This window comes from Pseudoalteromonas sp. NZS100_1 (genome assembly GCF_015864285.1).
In the GTDB taxonomy this organism is placed as follows: Bacteria; Pseudomonadota; Gammaproteobacteria; order Enterobacterales; family Alteromonadaceae; genus Pseudoalteromonas; species Pseudoalteromonas arctica.
This window is the reverse complement of the sequence record NZ_JADYXN010000044.1, coordinates 1-21,408: the sequence shown is the minus strand read 5'-3', so window position 1 is coordinate 21,408 and position 21,408 is coordinate 1. Positions and strand designations below refer to the sequence as shown.

22 protein-coding genes and 1 pseudogene are annotated in these 21,408 nt (G+C 39.1%); 10 read left to right on the top strand and 13 right to left on the bottom strand.

What is annotated here, in order from left to right; all coding sequences use genetic code 11:
• Window positions 1–99 precede the first annotated feature (99 nt).
• Together I6F66_RS19410 and I6F66_RS19405 are read left to right on the top strand one after the other, a co-directional pair.
• Window positions 100–927 carry a TIR domain-containing protein gene (locus I6F66_RS19410; RefSeq protein WP_368668199.1) on the top strand — a complete coding sequence of 276 codons (828 nt, stop codon included), beginning with the start codon at window positions 100–102 and terminating at the stop codon, window positions 925–927.
• A gap of 373 nt (window positions 928–1,300) precedes the next feature.
• Window positions 1,301–1,639: a carbon starvation protein CstA gene (locus I6F66_RS19405; RefSeq protein ID WP_197209606.1), complete on the top strand. Its 339-nt coding sequence runs from the start codon at window positions 1,301–1,303 to the stop codon at window positions 1,637–1,639.
• Between the two features lie 132 nt (window positions 1,640–1,771).
• Here the strand turns inward: I6F66_RS19405 and I6F66_RS19400 are convergent.
• Window positions 1,772–2,451, bottom strand: a pseudogene (locus I6F66_RS19400) (SDR family oxidoreductase).
• Window positions 2,452–2,726: 275 nt separating this feature from the next.
• Between I6F66_RS19400 and I6F66_RS19395 the strand changes: the two are divergent.
• Entirely contained in the window at window positions 2,727–3,581 is an 855-nt protein-coding gene (locus tag I6F66_RS19395; RefSeq protein WP_197209605.1) for a mechanosensitive ion channel family protein, read from the top strand.
• A 92-nt stretch (window positions 3,582–3,673) separates the two neighbouring features.
• Here the strand turns inward: I6F66_RS19395 and astB are convergent, their stop codons facing one another.
• The 3 genes from astB to I6F66_RS19380 form a co-directional block, all read right to left on the bottom strand.
• On the bottom strand, window positions 3,674–5,020 hold the full coding sequence (astB, locus tag I6F66_RS19390) for an N-succinylarginine dihydrolase (RefSeq protein ID WP_197209604.1): 1,347 nt from the start codon (window positions 5,018–5,020) through the stop codon (window positions 3,674–3,676).
• A gap of 634 nt (window positions 5,021–5,654) precedes the next feature.
• Window positions 5,655–6,761 (bottom strand): L-dopachrome tautomerase-related protein, encoded by a 1,107-nt coding sequence (locus tag I6F66_RS19385; RefSeq protein WP_197209603.1) that lies wholly within the window; start codon window positions 6,759–6,761, stop codon window positions 5,655–5,657.
• Window positions 6,762–6,808: 47 nt separating this feature from the next.
• Entirely contained in the window at window positions 6,809–7,243 is a 435-nt protein-coding gene (locus I6F66_RS19380) for a MarR family winged helix-turn-helix transcriptional regulator (protein ID WP_197209602.1), read from the bottom strand.
• Between the two features lie 129 nt (window positions 7,244–7,372).
• Between I6F66_RS19380 and I6F66_RS19375 the strand changes: the two genes are divergently transcribed.
• The 5 genes from I6F66_RS19375 to I6F66_RS19355 all read left to right on the top strand — a co-directional run bounded on the left by I6F66_RS19375 (window position 7,373) and on the right by I6F66_RS19355 (window position 12,842).
• Window positions 7,373–7,801 (top strand): organic hydroperoxide resistance protein, encoded by a 429-nt coding sequence (locus I6F66_RS19375; protein ID WP_165729437.1) that lies wholly within the window; start codon window positions 7,373–7,375, stop codon window positions 7,799–7,801.
• A 166-nt stretch (window positions 7,802–7,967) separates the two neighbouring features.
• Complete coding sequence (locus I6F66_RS19370) at window positions 7,968–8,321, top strand: metalloregulator ArsR/SmtB family transcription factor (RefSeq protein WP_165729438.1); 354 nt, start codon at window positions 7,968–7,970, stop codon at window positions 8,319–8,321.
• A gap of 40 nt (window positions 8,322–8,361) precedes the next feature.
• Window positions 8,362–9,372, top strand: coding sequence for an ArsJ-associated glyceraldehyde-3-phosphate dehydrogenase (locus I6F66_RS19365; RefSeq protein ID WP_024608439.1), 1,011 nt, complete (start codon window positions 8,362–8,364; stop codon window positions 9,370–9,372).
• 24 nt (window positions 9,373–9,396) lie between these two features.
• Complete coding sequence (gene arsJ / locus I6F66_RS19360) at window positions 9,397–10,614, top strand: organoarsenical effux MFS transporter ArsJ (protein ID WP_197209601.1); 1,218 nt, start codon at window positions 9,397–9,399, stop codon at window positions 10,612–10,614.
• 107 nt (window positions 10,615–10,721) lie between these two features.
• The gene (locus tag I6F66_RS19355; RefSeq protein ID WP_197209600.1) at window positions 10,722–12,842 is read left to right on the top strand and encodes a methyl-accepting chemotaxis protein; all 2,121 of its coding nucleotides are present in this window, start codon (window positions 10,722–10,724) and stop codon (window positions 12,840–12,842) included.
• 103 nt (window positions 12,843–12,945) lie between these two features.
• On the opposite strand, the gene I6F66_RS19350 is transcribed toward I6F66_RS19355, so the two are convergent.
• Window positions 12,946–13,533: a TetR/AcrR family transcriptional regulator gene (locus tag I6F66_RS19350; RefSeq protein WP_010553549.1), complete on the bottom strand. Its 588-nt coding sequence runs from the start codon at window positions 13,531–13,533 to the stop codon at window positions 12,946–12,948.
• Between the two features lie 112 nt (window positions 13,534–13,645).
• On the opposite strand from I6F66_RS19350, the gene I6F66_RS19345 reads away from it, so the two are divergent.
• Window positions 13,646–14,188, top strand: a complete 543-nt coding sequence (locus tag I6F66_RS19345) for a carboxymuconolactone decarboxylase family protein (RefSeq protein ID WP_007586212.1) — start codon at window positions 13,646–13,648, stop codon at window positions 14,186–14,188.
• A 62-nt stretch (window positions 14,189–14,250) separates the two neighbouring features.
• Here the strand turns inward: I6F66_RS19345 and I6F66_RS19340 are convergent, their stop codons facing one another.
• Window positions 14,251–14,781, bottom strand: coding sequence for a hypothetical protein (locus I6F66_RS19340; protein ID WP_165729440.1), 531 nt, complete (start codon window positions 14,779–14,781; stop codon window positions 14,251–14,253).
• A gap of 52 nt (window positions 14,782–14,833) precedes the next feature.
• Here I6F66_RS19340 and I6F66_RS19335 point away from each other — a divergent pair, with 52 nt between their 5' ends.
• On the top strand, window positions 14,834–15,226 hold the full coding sequence (locus tag I6F66_RS19335; protein ID WP_197209599.1) for a DUF1294 domain-containing protein: 393 nt from the start codon (window positions 14,834–14,836) through the stop codon (window positions 15,224–15,226).
• 55 nt (window positions 15,227–15,281) lie between these two features.
• On the opposite strand, the gene I6F66_RS19330 is transcribed toward I6F66_RS19335, so the two are convergent.
• From I6F66_RS19330 to I6F66_RS19300, 7 genes are all read right to left on the bottom strand, one after another.
• Window positions 15,282–15,626, bottom strand: a complete 345-nt coding sequence (locus tag I6F66_RS19330) for a PEGA domain-containing protein (RefSeq protein WP_197209598.1) — start codon at window positions 15,624–15,626, stop codon at window positions 15,282–15,284.
• A 219-nt stretch (window positions 15,627–15,845) separates the two neighbouring features.
• The gene (locus I6F66_RS19325; RefSeq protein WP_197209597.1) at window positions 15,846–16,178 is read right to left on the bottom strand and encodes a DUF600 domain-containing protein; all 333 of its coding nucleotides are present in this window, start codon (window positions 16,176–16,178) and stop codon (window positions 15,846–15,848) included.
• A 38-nt stretch (window positions 16,179–16,216) separates the two neighbouring features.
• Window positions 16,217–16,669: an SMI1/KNR4 family protein gene (locus I6F66_RS19320; protein ID WP_197120069.1), complete on the bottom strand. Its 453-nt coding sequence runs from the start codon at window positions 16,667–16,669 to the stop codon at window positions 16,217–16,219.
• A 10-nt stretch (window positions 16,670–16,679) separates the two neighbouring features.
• Window positions 16,680–18,083: an HNH/ENDO VII family nuclease gene (locus tag I6F66_RS22845; protein ID WP_331460705.1), complete on the bottom strand. Its 1,404-nt coding sequence runs from the start codon at window positions 18,081–18,083 to the stop codon at window positions 16,680–16,682.
• A gap of 494 nt (window positions 18,084–18,577) precedes the next feature.
• Window positions 18,578–19,045, bottom strand: coding sequence for an SMI1/KNR4 family protein (locus I6F66_RS19310; protein WP_165729444.1), 468 nt, complete (start codon window positions 19,043–19,045; stop codon window positions 18,578–18,580).
• Between the two features lie 26 nt (window positions 19,046–19,071).
• Complete coding sequence (locus tag I6F66_RS22840; RefSeq protein WP_331460706.1) at window positions 19,072–20,838, bottom strand: HNH endonuclease; 1,767 nt, start codon at window positions 20,836–20,838, stop codon at window positions 19,072–19,074.
• Between the two features lie 201 nt (window positions 20,839–21,039).
• Window positions 21,040–21,384 carry an immunity protein YezG family protein gene (locus I6F66_RS19300; RefSeq protein WP_165729447.1) on the bottom strand — a complete coding sequence of 115 codons (345 nt, stop codon included), beginning with the start codon at window positions 21,382–21,384 and terminating at the stop codon, window positions 21,040–21,042.
• Window positions 21,385–21,408: the final 24 nt, after the last annotated feature.

The following is a 21,408-nucleotide window of genomic DNA, read 5'->3' as shown; positions in this document are numbered from 1 at the left end:
AACGCTTAGAGTTAACTACAGGAGCTCGCTTTTTTAATTGAATTTGGCTGTTGGAGTTATTCTACAGTCTCGTTAGCCCTATAAAATATCGGAGATAAAGTGTTTTATCACGTAAGAATTAAGCCAAAATCAGATAAGAGATACGGTGAAAACAAGACGGACCTTACCCGGGAACAGCTAATAGCTCGATATGTTGAACCTTATGAGCAAGGAAAGGCAATATTGATAAATGGCAAAACTGTCGAGGCTGATGACATAGAGAGAATCCTAATTTCTCGAAGCGAAAAAACAATAGAGTCTTATGTTCCAGCAATCCGCGCTGAAGATAGAAACTCATCGGTAATGTTTATTGGAGGGCCTTCTTATACGCACACGGCTGTAAGCCGAGCAGATGATGTTACTGATGAGTTCGTTGAAGGTCCTCCAGGTTATAAAAAAGACTTACTATTAAAAGCTGATCTACCGACTGAAAATACACTTGATAAAAGCAAAGTATTTATAGTTCATGGTCACGATGAAGCTGCGCAAACGAAAGCCGCAAGGTTTGTCGAGAAGCTAGGACTAGAAGCTATTATTCTTCACGAAAAGGCAAGTTCAGGAAGAACAATCATTGAAAAGATTGAACATTACTCTGACGTAGGCTTTGCTATTGTCTTGTATACGCCTGATGACCTTGGCAATGTTAAAGGAAAAGCGGAAGAGCTAAATGGTAGAGCTCGCCAAAATGTAGTATTTGAACATGGATATCTTATAGGCAAACTCCGTAGAGAGAATGTTGTAGCATTAGTTGAAGCTCCAATTGAATTACCTAACGATATTAGCGGTGTTGTCTATATCAACATAGATGAAGCATCGGCTTGGCACCTTCAGTTAGCAAAAGAAATGAAGCAGTCAGGTTATGAAATAGATATGAATAAACTGATATAAAAGGCTAACAAATACATGAACACGGGTTTGGGTAAAGCGTCATCTTTTTCGCTTGCACAAAAAAGCCGCCACTTCCCCCAAATTGGTTCTGGCGTTATGTGATTTAAGGAGTAACCATGGGAAAAAGTGCCAAAGAGGCATGTAAGCACTTCAAGAGCGACTCTAAAAGTATTTGGAGTATTTTATGGGGTGTGGCAAACTTTTTATGGCTTTGCCATTTCACGTTTCAGATAAAGTGCGTGAATTACAGTGACACCCAACCTAAATTTTGTAATGCTTTAAAAATGCTTAAAGTTAATTACATAATCTCATTTTTTAATTGAATTTGGCTGTTGGAGTTATTTTACAGTCTTGTTAGTTGCCAAGGATAATGATGAGAACACTTCAGCTTTTAGGTTTTATACTTGCGATTGCCGGGTTTATTTTAGGCTACGTGATGCTAGCCCCAATTGATGGTGAAACATCCGACGCTTCGGCAGGAGGTGCAGGCATAGGCATTATGTTTATGGTGTTACCTATGCTTGGTTGGTCTGCGTTAATATTAGTGCCCTCTTCAGTAGCATTGTTTTACCATGAAGTAAGAGAACGCACTTATTTCAGAGGTGATTTTTGGCTAAACCTTTGGAAAGTAAATCTAATTATTTCTTTTGGATATATTGCCGTTGCTCTATATTTTGCTTACATATGGTTTAAGGGCAGCATTGGCAATTAAAAAGCCCTTTAAATATCCAATACCTTTGCTTTACTGTTGCCTGCTAAATTCTAACCCAAACAAGGCACTAATAACCATCAGGTTTAACGCCATTGGCATTAAACCTGACAGCCCAAACTAAACCAAGCAACGTTAATTAGTCGGCATTAAATAAATCTCACGTACGCTGTTGCGCTGGTTTGCTTCAATAGCAAACAGTACGGCGTCGGCTACATCTTGCGGGTCGAGTTTATCGGGTTAGCTTCATCAAAAAACGGGGTGTTTACCATGCCCGGTGCTATGGTGGTACAGCGGCCATTCCACTCGCTCATTTCCTCAGCTAAGTTTTGTCCAAACCCATAAGCAAACCATTTAGTTGCACCGTAAATAGAGCCGCCAATTGGCTTACGGCCAGCGGCAGAGCTGGTTAATATAAAGTGACCTTTGTTTTGGCGTAAATGCGGCAGGGTTAATTTTGCAGTCCACAGTAGGGCTTTAATGTTTATGTCGATCATGGTTGACCACTCATCAGGGTCGCCTTTTTCGGTGCCAGCGGTTGAAACGCCGATACCTGCGTTAGCAAAGGCTACATCTAATCGACCAAACTTTTCAATACCTTTGGCAACTACGTTTTCAAGCGCGGTAAAGTCGGTTGCATCTGCGGCTACGCTAAGGGCGTTATTTGAGCCTAATGACTCTACTAATTTAGTTAACTTATCTTTGCGTCTAGCGGTGAGAATGACTTTATGACCATTATTAACAAGGGTTTTTGCGGTTGCTTCACCAATGCCACTTGAAGCGCCGGTTATGAGTACTACTTTCTCTTTTGCCATAGGTAACCTCTTTTGTGAACTTTGAAAGCTTAAAACGACCATACCAATAAACGATTAACCTACATTGAATAGTCGCTATAAATTAGCCTTAAATAGGCGGGCTTTGCGTCTCAAAAATCATGGTTTTAACCGTGTTTTTAAAATTGAAATAAGTGATTAAAAAAGGTAGGTTTAAATTTTTTATTCTATATACTCGCGCCACTTCTTTTGAAGTCGGTTTTTATTAAATTTAACCATTATTTTGCTGAGTTTCAGCCACATTTATCGGAACAAACATGAAAGATAAGCTTTTAGCGTTTTGGCAAAGCCATTCAGAAACAATCATCACTTTAGGTTACAAAGTGATTTTAGCCTTGGCAATTTTAGTTGCGAGCGCGCTTATTGCACGTTCGGTTAAAAAAGCGATTAAAAATTCTAAATCCCCATTAAAGAAGGTGGATAGTACGCTGCTTCCTCTTTTATCGAGCATTGCTGGCTATTTGGTTTATATAATTGCCGGGCTATTTATTTTAGATATTTTTGGCGTTAATACGGCAAGCTTAATTGCGCTAATGGGCGCTGCAGGTTTAGCGATTGGTTTAGCCCTTAAAAATACGCTTAGTAATATTGCTGCAGGAATTATGCTACTAATACTCAGACCTTTTAAAATAGGCGACTTTGTTGATGCAAGCGGCACGCTTGGTACTGTGAGTGAAATACATTTATTTACTACTATTTTTAAAACCACCGACGGTCTTTATATTGCATCCCCTAACAGTAAGGTGTGGGGTGGCAATATTAAAAACTTTACCCGTAATGGCAAAAGACGAATGGACATAGTGGTGGGTATTTCGTATGCCGACTCGATTGACGTTGGTTTAAATGTACTTAAAGAGTTAGCGGCATCAGAGAGCCGGTTACTCGCAGAGCCTGCACCTAAAGTAATGGTTACGTCGATAGGTGAAAGCGCGGTAAACATTCAATTACGCGCATGGACTGTAAATGGTGATTATTGGCAAACTGTGTGGGATTTAAATAAACGTGTTAAAGAAGCAATTGAAGGCGCTGGGCTGAGTATTCCGTTTCCGCAGCGTACTTTGCATATATCGGAGTCGATGGCATCGGCAATAACTGTTAATAAAGACGTTTAAATTCTAGTAGCACAAACACAAACACAAGCACAAATAAAAATAGCGAGCCTTTGCTCGCTATTTTTGTATTAGCCTTTGTATTGACTGAGGTATTAACGCTCTAATTGAAAGTCGTACACTGAGCCTAAATTAAGTAGTTGTGTAAGCTCATCAAGTGCTTGGTAGCTTTCTGTTAGAAGTGCTGAGTCTGCAAAGTCACTTGCGCCTAACTTGTCGCGGTAGTTACGTTTTGCCCAGTCACACAGTTGTGTGTATTTAGTATCAGTTAAAATAACCTCTGGGTTTACTGCAGCAAGTTCTTGCTCGTTAAGAGCTACACGTAAACGCAAACACGCAGGTCCGCCGCCATTTTGCATACTTTGGCGTAAATCAAAAAACTGTACTTGGTTTACTGGGTTATCCGCCATTATCATTTCTTCAATGTAGGCGTTAACTGCGCTGTTGCGTTTACACTCTTGTGGTGCAACTAGCAGCATTGAACCATCGGCAAGGCTCACTAATTGGCTGTTAAATAAATAACTACTTACAGCATCGGTAATGCTTACTTTATCGGTAGGTACTTCAATAATATAAAATTCTTTACTGCCCACATACGCTTCGCGAATATCTTGCAGTGCCAGTGCTTGGTTTAAAAATGCTTGCTGGTGGCACAGTAGTACGTTGGCGTTACCTACTGCAATTACATCGTTATGAAACACGCCTTGGTCTATTACGTCTGGATTTTGCTGTAGTAAAATTTGGCTTGAATCTTTTAAGTTATGTAAGCGACAAATTGCTTCTGAGGCTTCAAGTGTTTGCCTTGCAGGAAATTTAGCTGGTTTTGGTAATTGGCTGTTAAACGCGCTGGCACCAAATACAAACATTTCAAGACCTTCATCGCCGTGGCTGTCACAAAAACGAGTATGGTTTGCTGCACCTTCGTCGCCAAAAAAGCCTTGGTCAGGCAAATGGGTATGGTGCGCAAAGTATTTGTCGTTATTAAACATCGCTTTTAATAAGCGTGTAGTGGTTGCAGGCTCTAGCGAGCGATGAAACTTATTATTTAAATTAGCTGAAGTGAAATGTACTTTGCCGTCGGTTGTATCAGGAGATGGCGATACCGTAGCGGCATTGGCTGTCCACATTGCAGATGCAGAATAACACGCGCGTAATAAAATAGGATCGGCTTTAAACGCTTTATGAATGACTTGTGCATCGTTACCGGTAAAGCCTAAGCGGCGTAGTACGTTTAAGTCGGGGCGCGCATGAGGGGCAAATACACCTTGAGTTAGGCCTTTGTCATGCATGGCTTTCATTTTTTCGAGGCCTTGAAGTACCGCCTCTTGAGGATTTGAAAAGCTTGCTGCGTTATTCAACGAGGCAACATTACCATACGATAAACCAGCGTAGTTGTGAGTAGGACCCACTAAGCCATCAAAATTAACTTCCAAAGCGTTCATACACGTTCCAACTAAAAATTTTCAATAGGGTGCAACAATACAATGCAATTGAGCTGCTTGCAAAGTTATAAACGCAGTGTTTTTACTAATTTTTTGATGTTTTTAAATGTGGAGTTTATTACAAGGGGGTTGTTTTTATATTGAACGGTTAATTTGAAGTTTAATTAAAATGTACACATAAATTTCATAGTGTGCAAAAGCTTAGCCTAAAGTAGGTTTATACATTTAAGCTTTATGCTAAGCCTTTACACAATACGATGTTACTTAACATAGGCGCGTTCTTTATCAGCGGTAGTGCGGGTATTTGTAGGGTCGTTAACTTGCCAAACGCTAATGTCTAAACGCCATAAAAGGTAAAGGGTATGATATAAGTTGAACATGGTTTTTCCTTGGTATTTTCACTGAACACATCAGTCTATAGGAAGAAGTATGCCAACATTAACTTGAATATTTTATGAATAGAAATCAGTTATTTAGTATTTAAGTGTAAATACATACTTAAGGGTTAGCACCAAAGTGGTGAAGCATTATTAAAAAGTGCACCAGCGTGGTGTGTTTTAACAAAAAGCCCTGCAACTATTGGGTCACTTAAATGTGCAAGGCTCTTTAATAAATGTAGTCACTTAAAAAGTAATTAGCGGCCTACTTTTGCTTTTACTAAAGGCTCAAACGACATTACTTTAAACTTACCGTGGCTTTTATTTTTACCATTATTAAGTACAGGCGAATTATGTAAATCATCAACGGTAAAGTATATTTTATCATCTGCTCCGTAGCTAAAACCATCTGGCCAGCTAAGACGGTCGTCTTTAAATAATACTTCGTAGTCGCCAGTAGGTTTAACTACACCAATTGCACCGTTGGTTATGTCGGTTACGTATACGTTACCGCCGCCATCAACAATAATACCGTCTGAAATTGGCTTAGTGCCGTAACGCGTAACTTTGTCTTCAAGTGCTTTAGCCGAAAGGCTCTCGTTATTTATATCGCTGGTGGCAATGCGATAAACCGACGTGCCCGACATAGATCCAAAGTAAAGCCAGTCTTCGTTAGGGTCAAGCGTAATTGGGTTAACACCTAAACGGGCAGGTTGGCCGCCAATGCTCATAGTGCGGCCATCAATAACCATATCGATATTTTCGGCTGTAGTGTAATGGCTATCTTGTAATACTCTGCGTGCGACACCTGTTTTAAGGTTAACCGTAATAATAGCGGCTTGGCTGCCATGGGCTGTGTCGGCAATGTATACAACGCCGTGTTTATTATCGATGACTAAATCGTTTAAAAATGAGGTGTCGGTAATCATTGGTTTTGCGAGGTAAATAATTTTATGCAGTTGCTCTTTATTTGTATCCCAACCCACTAAGCGCCCAGCGCGATCTGGCCCTGAGGTGTCGAGCATCCATAAAACCCCATCGCTTGATACGTTTATACCAAGTACATCGTAAAAACCTTTACCGTTATTGTACGCGTATGCCCATTCTTCATTAGGGTAGGGCTTAGTAGTGCCATCGCTTAAAAGCTCCATAATTTTTTGCTTTTGGCCGTAAAAACCATGTACTGATAAAAACTTTCTACCCGATGGCGTAATAGCAATGTTACCCGGTGGGTGCTGCGCATCAAATGTGGCTACTGTTTTTAAATCAGCATTTTGATTAGCGGTATTAGCAAGTACGGCGTTGCTGCCTAAAAGTGCCGTGCTACATGCCGCTGCTAAGAGTAATTTTTTTATATGAGTCATTTAATTTATACCTTTTAAAGTAAATAGATTGGTTAACTATAAAGTGCCTAATTGGCTAAGTCGTTTACTACTAAATCGAGCAGTTGCATCAACTGCTTCGCTTGTGTTGCATCTACACTATCAAATTTACATAAAATATTTTTAGGAATATCGGCTGCTTTTAACTTAAGTGATTGGCCATGCTGGGTTAGCTTCACTAGGCGTTTGCGTTTGTCGTGCTCATCTTTAATAACAGCCAGTAATGATTTTTCGCTCATTTTTTTGAGTATTTGGGTCATTGCACCGCCGTCTATCGCGGTTTTATCTATTAGCCCTGCAATTGTTATTTCGTCTTGCTCCCACAGCGCCATCATTACTACGTATTGCGGGTAAGTTAAATTTAGCTCGTTTAAAGGCTCGCGATACGCACGCGCAATGCTGTTAGATGCCATATATAACCGGTGGCATAACTGATTTTTTAACTTTAATTGCTCAAACGGCATAACGTTATCCTTTATTTCAATACATGCTATTTTAATTTGCATGCAAAGTATTTGCAATCTCTAATTACTTGCTCTATTATTTTGCACACAAACTAAATTGATTGATATTTTAAAACTTTGGAGTTCATTATGAATGTATTACAAAACGTAGCTTACACAGCAAAAGCAACTGCAACTGGCGGCCGTGAAGGCGTAGCTAAATCTGATGATGGTCGTTTAGATGTAAATTTATCAACACCTAAAGGTTTAGGCGGAGACGACGGACAAGGCACTAACCCAGAGCAATTATTTGCCGCAGGTTATGCAGCATGTTTTATTGGCGCACTTAAATTTGTAGCAGGTAGCGAAAAAATAGATTTACCAAGCGACACACATATTAATTCACAAGTGTCTATTGGTGCTATTGAAGGCGGTTTTGGTATTGCAGTAAAATTGGCTGTATCACTAGGTGATATGGATAAAGCAGCTGCGCAAGAGCTTGTAGATAAAGCGCATCAAGTATGCCCTTATTCAAACGCAACACGTGGCAATATTGAAATAGAGCTTTCTGTTATTTAATAACTAAATAAAGAAAAGTTATAAAAGCACACAACGACAACTAGTCGTTGTGTGCTTTTTTGCGTTTTAAAGCAAAATAATTTAAATATACAAATAATCGTATATTCACTATTTCATATGTTTAGTTTTTGTTTTATTGTATATGCACTAACACTGCGAGGACACTATGGAACAATTCAACCCACTTCAATTTTATAAATGCTTAGCGGACGATACGCGTTTAAAAGCAATGCTATTAATTAGCGACCAAGAAGAGCTGTGCGTGTGCGAACTTGTTGCTGCACTTGAATTAAGCCAGCCTAAAGTGTCGCGCCATTTAGCACAATTAAGACAATGCGGATTACTGAGCGACCGTAAGCAAAATCAATGGGTTTATTACAGTATTAATAAAGCCCTGCCTGAATGGGCTAAAAATGTATTAACGCAAACCCTGACTGCAAACCCTTCATTTTATGAAAACGATTTAACGCGGTTAAATACTATGGGTAATCGCCCTGAACGAGCAGCTAGCTGTTGTTAACTAATTAGTAAATAAATTAACTTATTAAAGGTATTTAATTATGACTATTAAAGTAGGTATTAACGGTTTTGGCCGTATGGGACGTTTAACACTGCGTGCAGCAGTTGATTGGCCAGAAATAGAGTTTATTAAAGTAAATGATGTAGCGGGCGATGCTAAAACACACGCACATTTAATTGAGTTTGACTCAGTACACGGACGCTTAGCGCAGCAGGTTACTAGTGATGATAATAGCTTTAGTGTGGGTAAGCACACGATTGCAGTTACCAACAACAAAACTATAAATGAAACTGATTGGTCTGATTGCGATGTAGTAATAGAAGCCAGCGGTAAAATGAAAACCACTGAGCTGCTAAATCAATATTTAGCGCAAGGTGTTAAGCGTGTTGTAGTAACGGCTCCTGTGAAAGAAGACGGGATTTTAAATATAGTAATGGGTGTAAACGATAACCTTTATAACCCAAGTGAGCATAAAATTGTTACAGCCGCCTCGTGTACTACTAACTGCTTAGCGCCCATTGTAAAAGTGCTGCAAGAAAAAGTAGGCATTAAGCACGGCTCAATGACCACTATTCACGACATTACTAATACCCAAACGATTATAGATGCACCCCACAAAGACCTACGCCGTGCACGTTCGTGCGGTACTAGTTTAATACCAACCACAACAGGTAGTGCAACGGCTATTACGCATATTTTTCCTGAGCTTAAGGGTAAATTAAACGGCCATGCTGTGCGTGTACCTCTTACTAACGCATCCATTACTGATTGTGTTTTTGAGCTTGAACGAGGTGTTACACAAGATGAAGTAAACACTTGGTTTAAAAACGCTGCAAATAACGAGCTAAAAGACATTTTAGGCTACGAAGAAAGACCGCTTGTATCTATAGATTACAAAACAGATCCACGTAGTTGCACCATAGATGCGCTTTCAACTATGGTAATTAACAACACTCAGCTTAAATTATACGCTTGGTATGATAACGAATGGGGTTATGCAAACCGTACCGCTGAGCTAATGCTTAAAGTTGCACAAAGTGATGTGGTTTAATCTCGTTTAAAAAGGTTTAAATTCATGCTTGCGCAGTTAGCTAATTTACCAAGCTCTATAAAACAATATTTAATAATTACCGGTAATTACTGGGCATTTACCCTTACTGATGGCGCACTAAGGATGCTGGTGGTGCTGTATTTTCATCAGTTGGGTTATGGTGCATTTGCAATAGCCATGTTGTTTTTGTTTTATGAAATTTTTGGGGTGATCACCAATTTAGTAGGTGGTTGGCTTGGGGCACATTTAGGGTTAAACAAAACCATGAATGTAGGGCTTGGGCTACAGCTTATCGCTTTGGCCATGCTTTGCGTTCCTGGAGATTGGCTAACCGTTGCCTATGTTATGGCAGCGCAAGCACTGAGCGGTATAGCTAAAGACTTAAATAAAATGAGCGCAAAGAGCGCCATTAAGTATTTAGTACCACAAGACGATGCAGGGCAAAGCCAATTATATAAATGGATTGCCATACTTACAGGCTCTAAAAATGCGTTAAAAGGAGTGGGCTTTTTTTTAGGTGGCTTGCTACTTACCGTATTTGGTTTTGTGGGGGCATTAATTAGCCTAATTGCTTTACTTAGTGTTGCGTGGGTTATTAGTTTAATTTTTTTAAAGGGCGATATTGGTAAAGCTAAAAACAAACCTAAGTTTAAAGAGTTATTTTCTAAATCGCGGGCAATCAACTTACTTAGTGCAGCGCGTTTATGCTTATTTGCGGCGCGCGATGTATGGTTTGTGGTTGCATTGCCGGTTTACTTAGCCGCTCAGTTTAACTGGGATCACTGGTGGGTAAGCGGCTTTATGGCTTTGTGGGTAATTGCTTATGGATTGGTGCAGTCGCAAGCACCGCGTATAACAGGGCAAAGTGATTCAAACTCACATTCAGTCAAAAAAGCGTATTGGTGGGTTGCTCTATTAAGTGGCGTAACTGGCATTTTAGCGTTGTTGATGCAATTTGATGTAGCGGTACATTTTACGCTTGTAATCGGCTTACTTATTTTTGGTGGTGTATTTGCTGTAAATTCATCGCTGCATAGTTACTTAATAGTAAGTTTTGCTAAAAACGATGGGGTGTCGCTCGATGTTGGCTTTTATTATATGGCCAATGCGATAGGGCGTTTGCTTGGTACGGTGCTTTCTGGCTGGGTTTTTCAAGTATATGGGCTTAGTGCGTGTTTATGGGTAAGTGTATGTTTATTAATTGCAGCCTCAATTACAACGGCACGTTTGGCTAAACTTTAAAAAACTCAACGTATTGTATTAAATTCAATTTGTTTAACGATATTCATAGCTTCGTTGGTTAGATCTACTAAACTGTATCAGTAGTTTTAATTTAAAGGGTGTGATGAATGCGAGAAATATCGTTAGCAAAAAAGTTACTCTGGCTAAGTGTCGGTAGTATATTTATAACTGTACTAGTGCTATCAGGCATTTTGTGGTGGCAGTTATCATCAAGTAATAAGCAGTTAGCGACCAAATCCGAAGAGTACATTATTGTAGAAGTAGAAGAAAAGCTTAATGCTCATGCGGCTGGATACGGAGAAAAAATTGCTGGCTTTATTAATGAAGCTTACCGTGTTCCTTATTCATTAGCGGCATTACTTGGCGATGCAGCAAAACAAAACACTTTAGACCGAGATACAGTTGTCAGTATAAATAAAGCGGTTTTAGAACAAAACACTCTCTTATCATCTATTTATTCTCAATTTGAACCAAACGCTTTTGATGGGCAAGATTCTCAATATCAACAAGGGTATAAGCATTCAGTAGATAGTGCTGGTACGTTAGAGGTATACATAACTCGCGATCAAAAAGGCATAATTGAACAACAAAAAGTAGCGAATGCCGCCGATAAATACATAACAACGCTTAATGAGTTTGGTATTCGCGAAGCGCAGTGGTATTTGTGCGCAAAAGACACACTTAAGCCTTGTATTATGGAACCGTATTTATACGAAATCCCATCGGGCGATTCGGTAATGCTAACTTCGTTAACCGTGCCTATTTTAAAGTCAGGCCAGTTTATTGGTTTAGCAGGCGTTGATTTAACTCTACCAACCTTTCAAGTAATGACTGAGCAGCTTTCTAAGCAGCTTTACAATGGTCAAGCTAAAGTAACCTTATTAAGTGATTTAGGTTTAGTTGTAGGCAGCAGTCATTATAAATCTAAATTAGGGCGCCCAATTAAAGAGGCTGTTAGTTCTACTATATTTAATGATATTGAAAAGTCTAAAGGGCAAAGCGGTATTTTTAAAACAAATAGTGAATATTTAGTAAATTATCCAATTGATATAAAACTAGCAAACACTCAGTGGTCATTAATCATAGAAGTACCTACAGACCTAGCACTTGCAGGGCCTGAAGCGCTAGAAAAAAACATGCAAGAAACAGCAGCATCACTCGGGTTTATTATTTTAATTACAGGCTTAATAATTGCTGTGGTTGCTTTTGTTATTATGAAATTAGTAATTGCAGGTGTAATAGCGCCGCTACAACAAATTCAACAGCGGGTTGATAACCTCGCAAGTTCTGAGGGTGATTTAACGCATACATTGCATGTTGATAGCCACGCAGAACTTATTGCATTAGCTGGTGGGTTTAATCGATTTTTAGCAAAACTACGTGATTTAATTTCTGAACTAAAAGCGGTGTCTGAGCAAACTAAACAGCAAGGCGAAATAGCACAACACATCGCTATTGATACTAAGCATAATGTTCAATCTCAATTTCAAGAAATTGAAAGTGTGGTAACGGCTATGAACGAAATGAGCGCAACAGCACTCGAAGTAGCCAGAGCATCAGAGCAATCAGCCCAACAAGCCGATGAAATAAATAGCTTGGTAGTAAGCAGTGAGTCGAGCTTATCGTCAGCGATGACACAAGTTAAAACGATGTCTGAAGAAATTAAAGAAGCTAACCAAGCAGTTGAAAAAGTCGCTTCGCGTAGTAAAGACATTACGCAAATATTAGATGTAATTCGTACTATTTCAGAACAAACAAACTTACTTGCACTTAACGCAGCCATTGAAGCTGCGCGCGCTGGTGAGCACGGGCGAGGCTTTGCCGTTGTTGCTGATGAAGTACGTGCACTTGCTTCTAAAACGCGTTCATCAACAGATGACATAAGCCAGTTAATTGATAGTTTATTATCTGAAGTAGGTAACGCATCTACCGTTATTGAAAAAGGCGTAGTACGTGCACAAAATGCCGTTGATGAAACATCAGTAGCTTTTGATGCTCTGCACAGTGTTGTCGTTAAAGTTGATGAAATAACCAATCAAATTACACATATTGCCACCGCTGCCGAAGAGCAAAGCTTAGTGACTGAAGAAATAAACCGTAATTTAACGCTTATATCTGATGCCGCATCGCAACTTGCTGACTTATCTACACAAGCAGGGGATAGCAGCGAAGCGCTTAATGCACTTGTTGCCCAGCAAGATAATGAGCTAAATAAGCTTAAAACGTAACTTATAAATTAAGTTTTAAGCACAAAAAAATGGCCAGTAAATACTGGCCATTTTTATTTAGTAAAATAAGTATGACTTATTGAGAATGCGCGATAACTGCTATTTATAACTTTTTAATCAACATAAACATTTGGTTGATCATTGGCTCAGCAAATTGCTCTACATTAGGACGATTAAAATAACCGCGTAAACCTGTAAATTGCACCTGAAAAAAGCGCGCATATTCAACAGCGGTCAACGTATTACTTAACTCACCTTTGTTTATTGCTTGTGTAAACAACTGCGTTAAATAAGCTTCAAATTGAGCGGTTAAATCTAAGCTTAGCTCATATAGGTTTGAGTCTTTTTCTGCAAACTCGCTGTTTGCTTTAACCAGCATACAAATAGCGCTTGGGCTGCAATCTTTTGTTTTAATGACCACATTTTCAACAAATGCACGTAACCCACCAAGTACTGTATCTGCACTTGATAGAAACCCCTCTATTTGGGTTTTCATTTGTACTGTGTAATCTTTCAGCGATTCGCAGTATAGCCCTTCTTTAGAGCCAAACGCAGAGTAAATACTACCCGGGCGCATATTAACGGCTTCTTGTAAGTCACGCGTTGAGGTTGCATGAAAACCTTTTTGCCAAAATAGCTGGCTTGCAACGCGAACTACATTATCGCGTTCAAATTTAACCTTATTAGCCATATCATTCTCAATCAATTTGAACATTTGCTCAATTTTAACTTGAACAGTCGCTCAAAATCAAATACTATGTGTCTCGAAGTTACTTAAAACTATTAATTATTAGGAGCTAACCATGGCCGAATTTACTTTATACACTCAAGAAAACGCACCAGAAGAAGCAAAACCGTTACTAGCTGATTCAGTAGCAGCATTTGGTATGCTTCCTAACTTACATGCAGTAATGGCTGAAGCACCAACATTACTTAAAGGTTACCAAGTACTGCACGAGCTGTTTCAAAAAACATCATTCAATGCAGAAGAGCTAACAGTAGTATGGCAATCAATTAACGTTGAGCACGCATGTCATTACTGTGTTCCTGCACACAGTGGTATTGCAGCGGCAATGAAAGTTGATCAAGGTGTTGTTGATGCACTTGTAAACAAAACACCACTTGAAAACCCTAAGCTAGAAACTCTTCGTGAAACTACACTCGCAATGACACGTGAACGTGGCGTGATCAGCGATGAGCAAATCGAAAAATTCTTTGCAGCAGGTTACGGTAAGCAACAACTACTTGAAATTATTGTAGGCTTGTCTCAAAAAGTAATGAGCAACTACACTAATCACCTTGCTGATACACCAGTAGACGCTGCATTTAAAAAATATGTAAAATAAATACGATTTTATAAATGACAAAAGGCAGCCTAGGCTGCCTTTTTTGTGTTTATAAATCGCGGCTATTTAAATTTAACCGTTTTTGTACTGCGTGTATAACTTCTGCTTTCGGGCTTAGTCCATTCACCCTTTTTAAGATAAGAGGTCGATACAATAAACTTATCGTCTTTTAAATCACTAGTAGATTTAACCTTAGTCACTCCCTCTTTACTGCCTGTTACTTCCTCATAGGCTACAAACTGAGTAGGGCTTAATACCGTTATTGTGCCTTTAGTGTAAAATCCTGCCGTAGTGAAATAATAAAATACGAGTGACTTCTTTTTGCTATCATAAAAAATCATCGACTCACCGCCATACTCACCCTCGTTAATCGAGTGCATGGTACGAATAGCTTTACCGTTTAAAGCGCGTTCCCAACGGCCAACATCTTGTATTTTTTTAGCGCCTTCTGGTACTTTAAAGTCTGTTTGCCACGTTCCTAAGTAAGGTTTAAACACTTCTAGCTCTTTATCAAGGTTACTGGCAGTTTCATTAGCAAAGCTACTAAATGTGCATAAACATAATGCTAAGAATAGCGATTTAAAATATGTCATAATTTGGCTCTCGTTGTTAGGCTCTTATAAGCCCAGTATAGGTGATAATTAATTGATAAAGAAAATATTAATCACATTCTCATTGCTTTATTTAGCTGCCATTTGGTTAGCTCACCCGCTGCAATACTTACCTGTTTATATACCAATATATGTACCTGGTTATATAAGTGTATTAAGTGCTATAACTTTTTTAATGTACGCGTGGGATAAGCGACAAGCTAAGCGCTCTTCACATACAAAAGTAAACCGCACGCCAGAGCGTACACTGCAGCTACTTACATTATTTGGAGGATGGCCGGGGGCATTACTTGCTCAACAATTACTTCGTCATAAATCGCAAAAGCGACGTTTTATTATTGTGTTGTGGTTATGTATTTTAGTGAATGTTGGTAGTTATTTCGCAGTAGGATATTTGTGGCTTTATGAAGGATTTAATATGCCTTAGGCCAGTTATTAAATTAACCAGGCTAAGGCATATAAACTAAAACGTACTGAGAAGCTTACTGAGCCGATTGGCTTGCTTCCATTGTATCGAGTTCAACAGTTAGTATTGTTTTTTTATCAACTGAAACCCATTTTCTGTAAGTAAGGTATCCTGCTTTGCTTACTTCAATATCGTATTTACCTTCTTTAAGCTCAATACCCGCTTTATAAACAGGGTTGATATTCATAATACGAACGCGAGCATCAGCAGGGTTAGTAATAACAGTTAATGAAATTGGTGCAGCTACTTCGTTAATCTCTGCAATAGGTTCTAAAACTACTTGCTCAGTTTCTTGGGCTGGAGGAGGTGTAGAACAACCGCTTAATAACAGTAAACCCAAAAGTGTGCTTAATTTTTTCATAGGTACTCCGTAAAATTATTTTAAATAATAAATGTTAAATGTCACGAAATATCATGGAGGAGTATTAATAAGTTGGGGTACCTAACTCGTCTTCCTTGACTTTCGTTTGTTTAAAAAACAAATTGGCGTACAGTTTAATATGTATCCAGCTCAGGTTCAATTATTGTTATTAATTTATGAAGTATTAAATAAATTGAACGCTATGCTTGTACTGCTTATTTAAAGTAATAAAGTATCTTCATCGTTATTATCGCGCTCAAAGTTTAAGTTAAACTGGCCTTGGCGAGTTATGGTAAAAATAGCGCGTTGCCAATCTTCCACTTCATTTTTAATGGCGTGGTCAAATAACGTTTTAAACAACGCTGTTATATTTTCAGACACTGAAATTTTATGCTGTGTATCGTCATCTGCTTTAATAAAGTGAGCTTTGCATTCTGATACTTTATTATTTGCGCAATCTAAAATAATATGAGCTTCAAGCCACTGCTCATCAATTTGCTGATAAAGGTACTGACCTAGGTGTTGCGGGATGTTTTTAATATTAGGTTGCATTGGCTTTCCTTAGCGTATTTAATTAGCTTATATAGATTCTACGAGGTTCTAAGCTCAACATACTCACAAAAGAATGAGAGGAAGGAGTCAGCTATTACTCCGTCAACTTGTTTTTTAAATAAATTATAATTAACTAGTGGGTATTCTTTTTCTTGGGTACTAGAATCTAAGCACCAACAAATTTCATTTTCTTTATAAAAAATCACAATTAAATGTGGGGGTAATTCAAATGTTTCCCTGCAATCAAGTGTGTCACCTAATATCGTTCCTCCAAGCTTCAAAGTAGCATTATTATCTTCAATACCAGATAACTCGGCATCGATTGTTCCTCCTCCACCACATTCTTTTAAAAAATTAACTAATGAATATGGGAGTTTTATCGAAATTAGCTGTTCAAGAAGTGCAATTTCTTTCAAGTCAGCCGAACCTTGCCAAAAGGTTTCGTGTTCACTCAAATCAAGTTGTTTTATTAACTCACTATATTTATTCATACAGATTTACCTACTCAAAATCTTGTGCTCTAAGTTTCCAGTATTCTTTTTTAAATTTTTCATACTGATATTGGAGCGAAGGGTTATTCCTAAAACTTTTACCATCTTCGATTAGACCGTGTAAAGCTTTATGATGTTTTTTATGAGTCGAAGATAAAAGCTCAACCATTGGGCTTGGCTCTTGTCCCAAAATGTGATGTAAGTTTATTTGCTTACCGTCTTTGCCTATAGGGGCATTACCATTTTTCATTAAATCAAGGTTTGACCAACCACCTTCAATTTTAGCTCTAATACTTTTATGGACACTTGAATCAACATGTGTTGGTATTCCTGACATAAAGTCAAGATCGGTTTTATACATCTTGCGATTATTAACTAAATTTGAGCTATATTTTTTGTTGACTGAGTTAGATAGTTTTTTACTCTCAGCCCCCTTTAAATCATTCCCTTTCGGCGCATCTAGTTCATTCGCAACGCTCTTTTTAGGTTTACCCACAATACCGGTGCTTTTCGGTGGTTCGAATTCATCAAGGGCTTTGTTTACGCGATTGCCAATTTCACTGGCTGCGCCTTTAACGCCTTGGTCTATTTTAGGTGCTATTTCATCAAGCTGTTTAATGGTGGCTTGCATGCCGTCTATGGCAAGCTGTGGCAATAGCACATCATACTGCCAACTTGTTGATATTTCGTGAAGTGTATCGCGCAGGCCTTTTATAAAGGCTTTTACTTCGCTGGCTGCTTGTTTACCTAGGTCTTGCCAATTTATTTTACGTAAATACTGAACGGGGTCGCCTTTACCCAACTTACGAAGGACTGCAATTGCGGCTTCTATTGTGTCGCCGCTGTTTTTAATCACCACTTTACCGACGCCTTTTACCGCGGAGCCGAGCACAGGCACTAAACCTATCGCGGTGAGCGTAAAGGCAATCCAGCCATCACTGTCGTTGGCTTTATCGTCATCAGTCAGTAGCATTACATTGGCTAAAATATCCCGCACGTCCATGACTTGGTCAATAACCGGTATCATTGAAATAATACTGCCTACCACAATCTGCGCCGTTGTAGGGTCTTTATTAAAGTCGCCTTGCAGTGCTCCCCATAACCAATCACCTGCTTGGCTGGCTATGTTGCTTGCTTCATCAAGTGTTGCTGTTTGCCCAGCTCTGCTCATTTGTATTGCAGAGGCGGGGGTTATTCTTTTATAAAGTGGGTTTGGCGTCGTGTTATCTAGAGGTTCATACTCACGCGTATCCTCCCCGTATTGAATAGTAAACTGACCATTTGGTACGTCAGTTAATTGTGCTATACCGTCTTCATCTAGCTGGCCTGTGCTTTGTGTTCCATCATCAAATTTAATTGTATAAGGTGCGTTTTTTACAGGGCTGCCATCTTGATAGACATAAAGTAAATCCACTACGCTTGACGTTGTTGCAGCAATACCTGAGTCATTAATGGTTATATCACTAATACGGCTAATATTGACAGGGCTTGCGGTGCTTGGTGCCCGCGCTGTTTGTGGGCTAGTTATGTCGTAATCAACCGGGCCATCAAAGGTTATAAATGTGCCATCGAGTGTGAGTACGTTAGTGGCGGTAATATCAACATTACCTTGGCTGTCGAGTTTTATCTCGCCGCCCGCGTTGTGAATAATTAAATCGCCATTACCCGAGCCAGTAGGCGCATTAAGCTTTTACTCTTTAAGCGCAGCGCCTCTTAATCTCTTTGTGAATAACTCACTTAACTACCTTTTTGCACAAAGAGAAAGAAATGAGAAGTAAATGAGGGCGTTAACCATAAAAAGCAGCCATTATGTGAAAGGTTAGGCGCTCATTTTTAGCGCCTAACCTAACAACATCCGTGTTGTTAAAGAGCGGTATATACTGAAGTAGTTAATTTTAGTAAATAGAGTTATTCATCTGGGTCGTAAAGCTTTGCAATAAATTCATCGAAATCATCAGCAATTTTTACGATGCTTTCAGGTAATTGATTATTTATTGGATCAAAAGGAGATTTGTCTTCAAATTCGTGATCTTTATAAAATACTTGCCCATAAGAATCTTCTCTAGTTGAGAGTATAATAAAGTTACTCGAATGCGTATTAGCAATATAAATTAAACCTTGTGGCAATGAGTTATTTATTGGCTTATTTTTAAATGTAATATCATTTGTAACTTTTCCTCCTATACTAAAAAAAATTTTAATGTCATCACCTTGGAGTCTTAGTTTTTTTGCTTGAAAGTCTATTGCATACTTTTCTGGAACTCCTCCATTATTTTGCAGTAGAAAAAGTTTATAGAGTTCAGGTAGCTTGAGAGCGAGCTTTTCCTCAGCATTATTTACATCTTCCACTGAAATGTTTTTCTCTGATAGCGTCATAATTAAGCTCATTATAAATAGCCCTTCTATCGTGAAGCCGATGCCCCACCTTTATGTGTAAAAATATCATGTATCTCTTGATCAATTAATAACATCGATGATTGATCTCCATGATGATGCCATGTGAAATCTAATGGGGATTTATCTGGCCATTGCCCAACTCTGTCCCCCTTTATTCGTCTTTTTATTCCAAACCTTTCCGTCAAATACAGATCACCTTTTTGGCCTGACATCTTCTCCCATGCTTTTGAAAAATCACCAACTTCAGGTAATTCAATATACCTTTCTTTGACACCTGTCATATTTTCGATTTTTACATTAGCAATTGAATATTCATTAAAATCAGGATAACGAGCGCCGTCAGGTGGGCCTGATATATAGGGTATTTCAATATCAACTTGCCCTAAAGAAGATGTTTCCATATTTGGCCTACCATAAAGGATGGTATCAGTGAGTTCATCGTATCGAACCGTTCCCCCATTTTCGAGCCATTTTTTAAACTCAGGAGCGTTTGGTCCTGCATTTGTTCTTAATAAGCCATTTATATCCCTGAACTGCCCTTTAGTATTTAACTCAATTGGTTTTGCATTTACAAAGCTGTGAGCATGTTTTTGATTCTCTTGTAATCTCGCATCAGGTTTGTCAATGCGCTCAATTAACTTAGGCTGCTCAGGCGATACTGTGTGCGATATTGTTTTATCTAGCTGTTTGCGCTTAAGTATATCGGCGATATTAACCAGTGCGCGATTGGCGCTGGCAAGGTGTTTTGATTTACTTGCTGCAGAAGCGGCCACACCAACCCCGCCGGTTAATATCGCTAATAATATTTCAAAGGCCATTACACCAGTTATGCGCTGTTTATCTACGTACGAGTGGGCTTCAATATAGTCATACGGGAAGCGCGCGAGTGTATCGCGGGTGTCTTCATCGTCCATTAAGGCGAGTAATAATTCAAAGGCATCTGATAATGCACTGGTTGTTTTTTGGCTAAAGGCTAAAATTGTTTCAAGTTCGTGCTTAACTGCGTGCTTATCACCACTGGCAACAGCATCAATCATCCTAAAGCAGGCAGAATACACACTGATATTGATATCTATACCCAATACGATTAAATCAGCGATACCCGTTACAAGGGATTTTGCGCCTTGATATAGGCCCGTTGCGCGTGCACCGGTTTCAATCATCCATTGGGTAAAAAAGTCCTCTTGCTCAAAAATAGCATCGCCAATAGCTGCTTGTTTGCGTATTTCATTAAGCATGGAGGTGAGGTGTTGTTTAAAGTCGTTACGCAGTTGGATGAGTTGTTGCTCATCAGCTTGAGTGGTTGCGCGCAGCAAAACATCACTTTTACCTTGCGGTAAATTAGCCAAGGTGGCTACACCGTTTGCCAGTGAGCCGGTATGTTCAATGCCCTCATTATCGATAACAATATAGTCAATACCATCAACGGGCGAACCATCATCATAAAGATATTCAAGTTCAAGCTGAGCGAGTGAACCTGCGGATAGCGTATTGTCACCCAAATCAAACGCAGTCACTTGGCTAATATCGACAGGGCTTGCGGTGCTTGGTGCCCGCGCTGTTTGTGGGCTAGTTATGTCGTAATCAACCGGGCCATCAAAGGTTATAAATGTGCCATCGAGTGTGAGTACGTTAGTGGCGGTAATATCAACATTACCTTGGCTGTCGAGTTTTATCTCGCCGCCTGCGTTGTGAATAATTAAATCGCCATTACCTGAGCCCGTAATGCTTATATTATTGTTTGTTTGTAAAAACGTAGAGCCAGTAGGCACATTAAGCTTTTACTCTTTAAGCGCAGCGCCTCTTAACCTCTTTGTGAATAATTCACTTAAAATATTTTTTGCACCAAGAGGAAAGAATGAGAAGTAAATGAGGGGCTCAATTTGAAATACAGGCTAAGGTGCTAATATTAAAAGGCTGCAGCGCCTAGCTTTACAACATCCATGTTGTTAATGAGCGGGTTACATTAATACTTAATATGTTTTAACAGCGGATATTAATTCTTCGTCATTATTATCGCGTTCAAAGTTTAAGTTAAATTGGCCTTTACGCGTAATTGTAAAAATAGCGCGTTGCCAATCTTCCACTTCATTTTTAATGGCGTGGTCAAATAACGTTTTAAACAACGCAGTGATATTTTCATATACAGCAATTGCATGCTGTGTATCGTCATCTGGTTTAATAAAGAGTGCTTTGCATTTAAGTATATTGTTGTTTTCGCAATCTAAAATAAGCTGAGCTTCATGCCATGGCGCATCTATTTGCTGATAAAGGTACTGACCTAGGTGTTGCGGGATGTTTTTAATATTAGGTTGCATTGGCTTTCCTTAGCGTTTAGTTAT

Excerpts from the sequence above, each read along its gene's own strand:
- I6F66_RS19325 (WP_197209597.1), bottom strand. The coding sequence starts at position 16,178 with ATGCAACCTAATATTAAAAACATCCCGCAACACCTAGGTCAGTACCTT.
- I6F66_RS19370 (WP_165729438.1), top strand. The coding sequence starts at position 7,968 with ATGGAACAATTCAACCCACTTCAATTTTATAAATGCTTAGCGGACGAT.
- I6F66_RS19340 (WP_165729440.1), bottom strand. The coding sequence starts at position 14,781 with ATGACATATTTTAAATCGCTATTCTTAGCATTATGTTTATGCACATTT.
- I6F66_RS19375 (WP_165729437.1), top strand. The coding sequence starts at position 7,373 with ATGAATGTATTACAAAACGTAGCTTACACAGCAAAAGCAACTGCAACT.
- I6F66_RS19405 (WP_197209606.1), top strand. The coding sequence starts at position 1,301 with ATGAGAACACTTCAGCTTTTAGGTTTTATACTTGCGATTGCCGGGTTT.
- astB (WP_197209604.1), bottom strand. The coding sequence starts at position 5,020 with ATGAACGCTTTGGAAGTTAATTTTGATGGCTTAGTGGGTCCTACTCAC.
- I6F66_RS19300 (WP_165729447.1), bottom strand. The coding sequence starts at position 21,384 with ATGCAACCTAATATTAAAAACATCCCGCAACACCTAGGTCAGTACCTT.
- I6F66_RS19310 (WP_165729444.1), bottom strand. The coding sequence starts at position 19,045 with ATGACGCTATCAGAGAAAAACATTTCAGTGGAAGATGTAAATAATGCT.
- I6F66_RS19320 (WP_197120069.1), bottom strand. The coding sequence starts at position 16,669 with ATGAATAAATATAGTGAGTTAATAAAACAACTTGATTTGAGTGAACAC.
- I6F66_RS19345 (WP_007586212.1), top strand. The coding sequence starts at position 13,646 with ATGGCCGAATTTACTTTATACACTCAAGAAAACGCACCAGAAGAAGCA.
- I6F66_RS19380 (WP_197209602.1), bottom strand. The coding sequence starts at position 7,243 with ATGCCGTTTGAGCAATTAAAGTTAAAAAATCAGTTATGCCACCGGTTA.
- I6F66_RS19355 (WP_197209600.1), top strand. The coding sequence starts at position 10,722 with ATGCGAGAAATATCGTTAGCAAAAAAGTTACTCTGGCTAAGTGTCGGT.
- I6F66_RS19350 (WP_010553549.1), bottom strand. The coding sequence starts at position 13,533 with ATGGCTAATAAGGTTAAATTTGAACGCGATAATGTAGTTCGCGTTGCA.
- I6F66_RS19395 (WP_197209605.1), top strand. The coding sequence starts at position 2,727 with ATGAAAGATAAGCTTTTAGCGTTTTGGCAAAGCCATTCAGAAACAATC.
- I6F66_RS19330 (WP_197209598.1), bottom strand. The coding sequence starts at position 15,626 with ATGAAAAAATTAAGCACACTTTTGGGTTTACTGTTATTAAGCGGTTGT.
- I6F66_RS19365 (WP_024608439.1), top strand. The coding sequence starts at position 8,362 with ATGACTATTAAAGTAGGTATTAACGGTTTTGGCCGTATGGGACGTTTA.
- I6F66_RS19385 (WP_197209603.1), bottom strand. The coding sequence starts at position 6,761 with ATGACTCATATAAAAAAATTACTCTTAGCAGCGGCATGTAGCACGGCA.
- arsJ (WP_197209601.1), top strand. The coding sequence starts at position 9,397 with ATGCTTGCGCAGTTAGCTAATTTACCAAGCTCTATAAAACAATATTTA.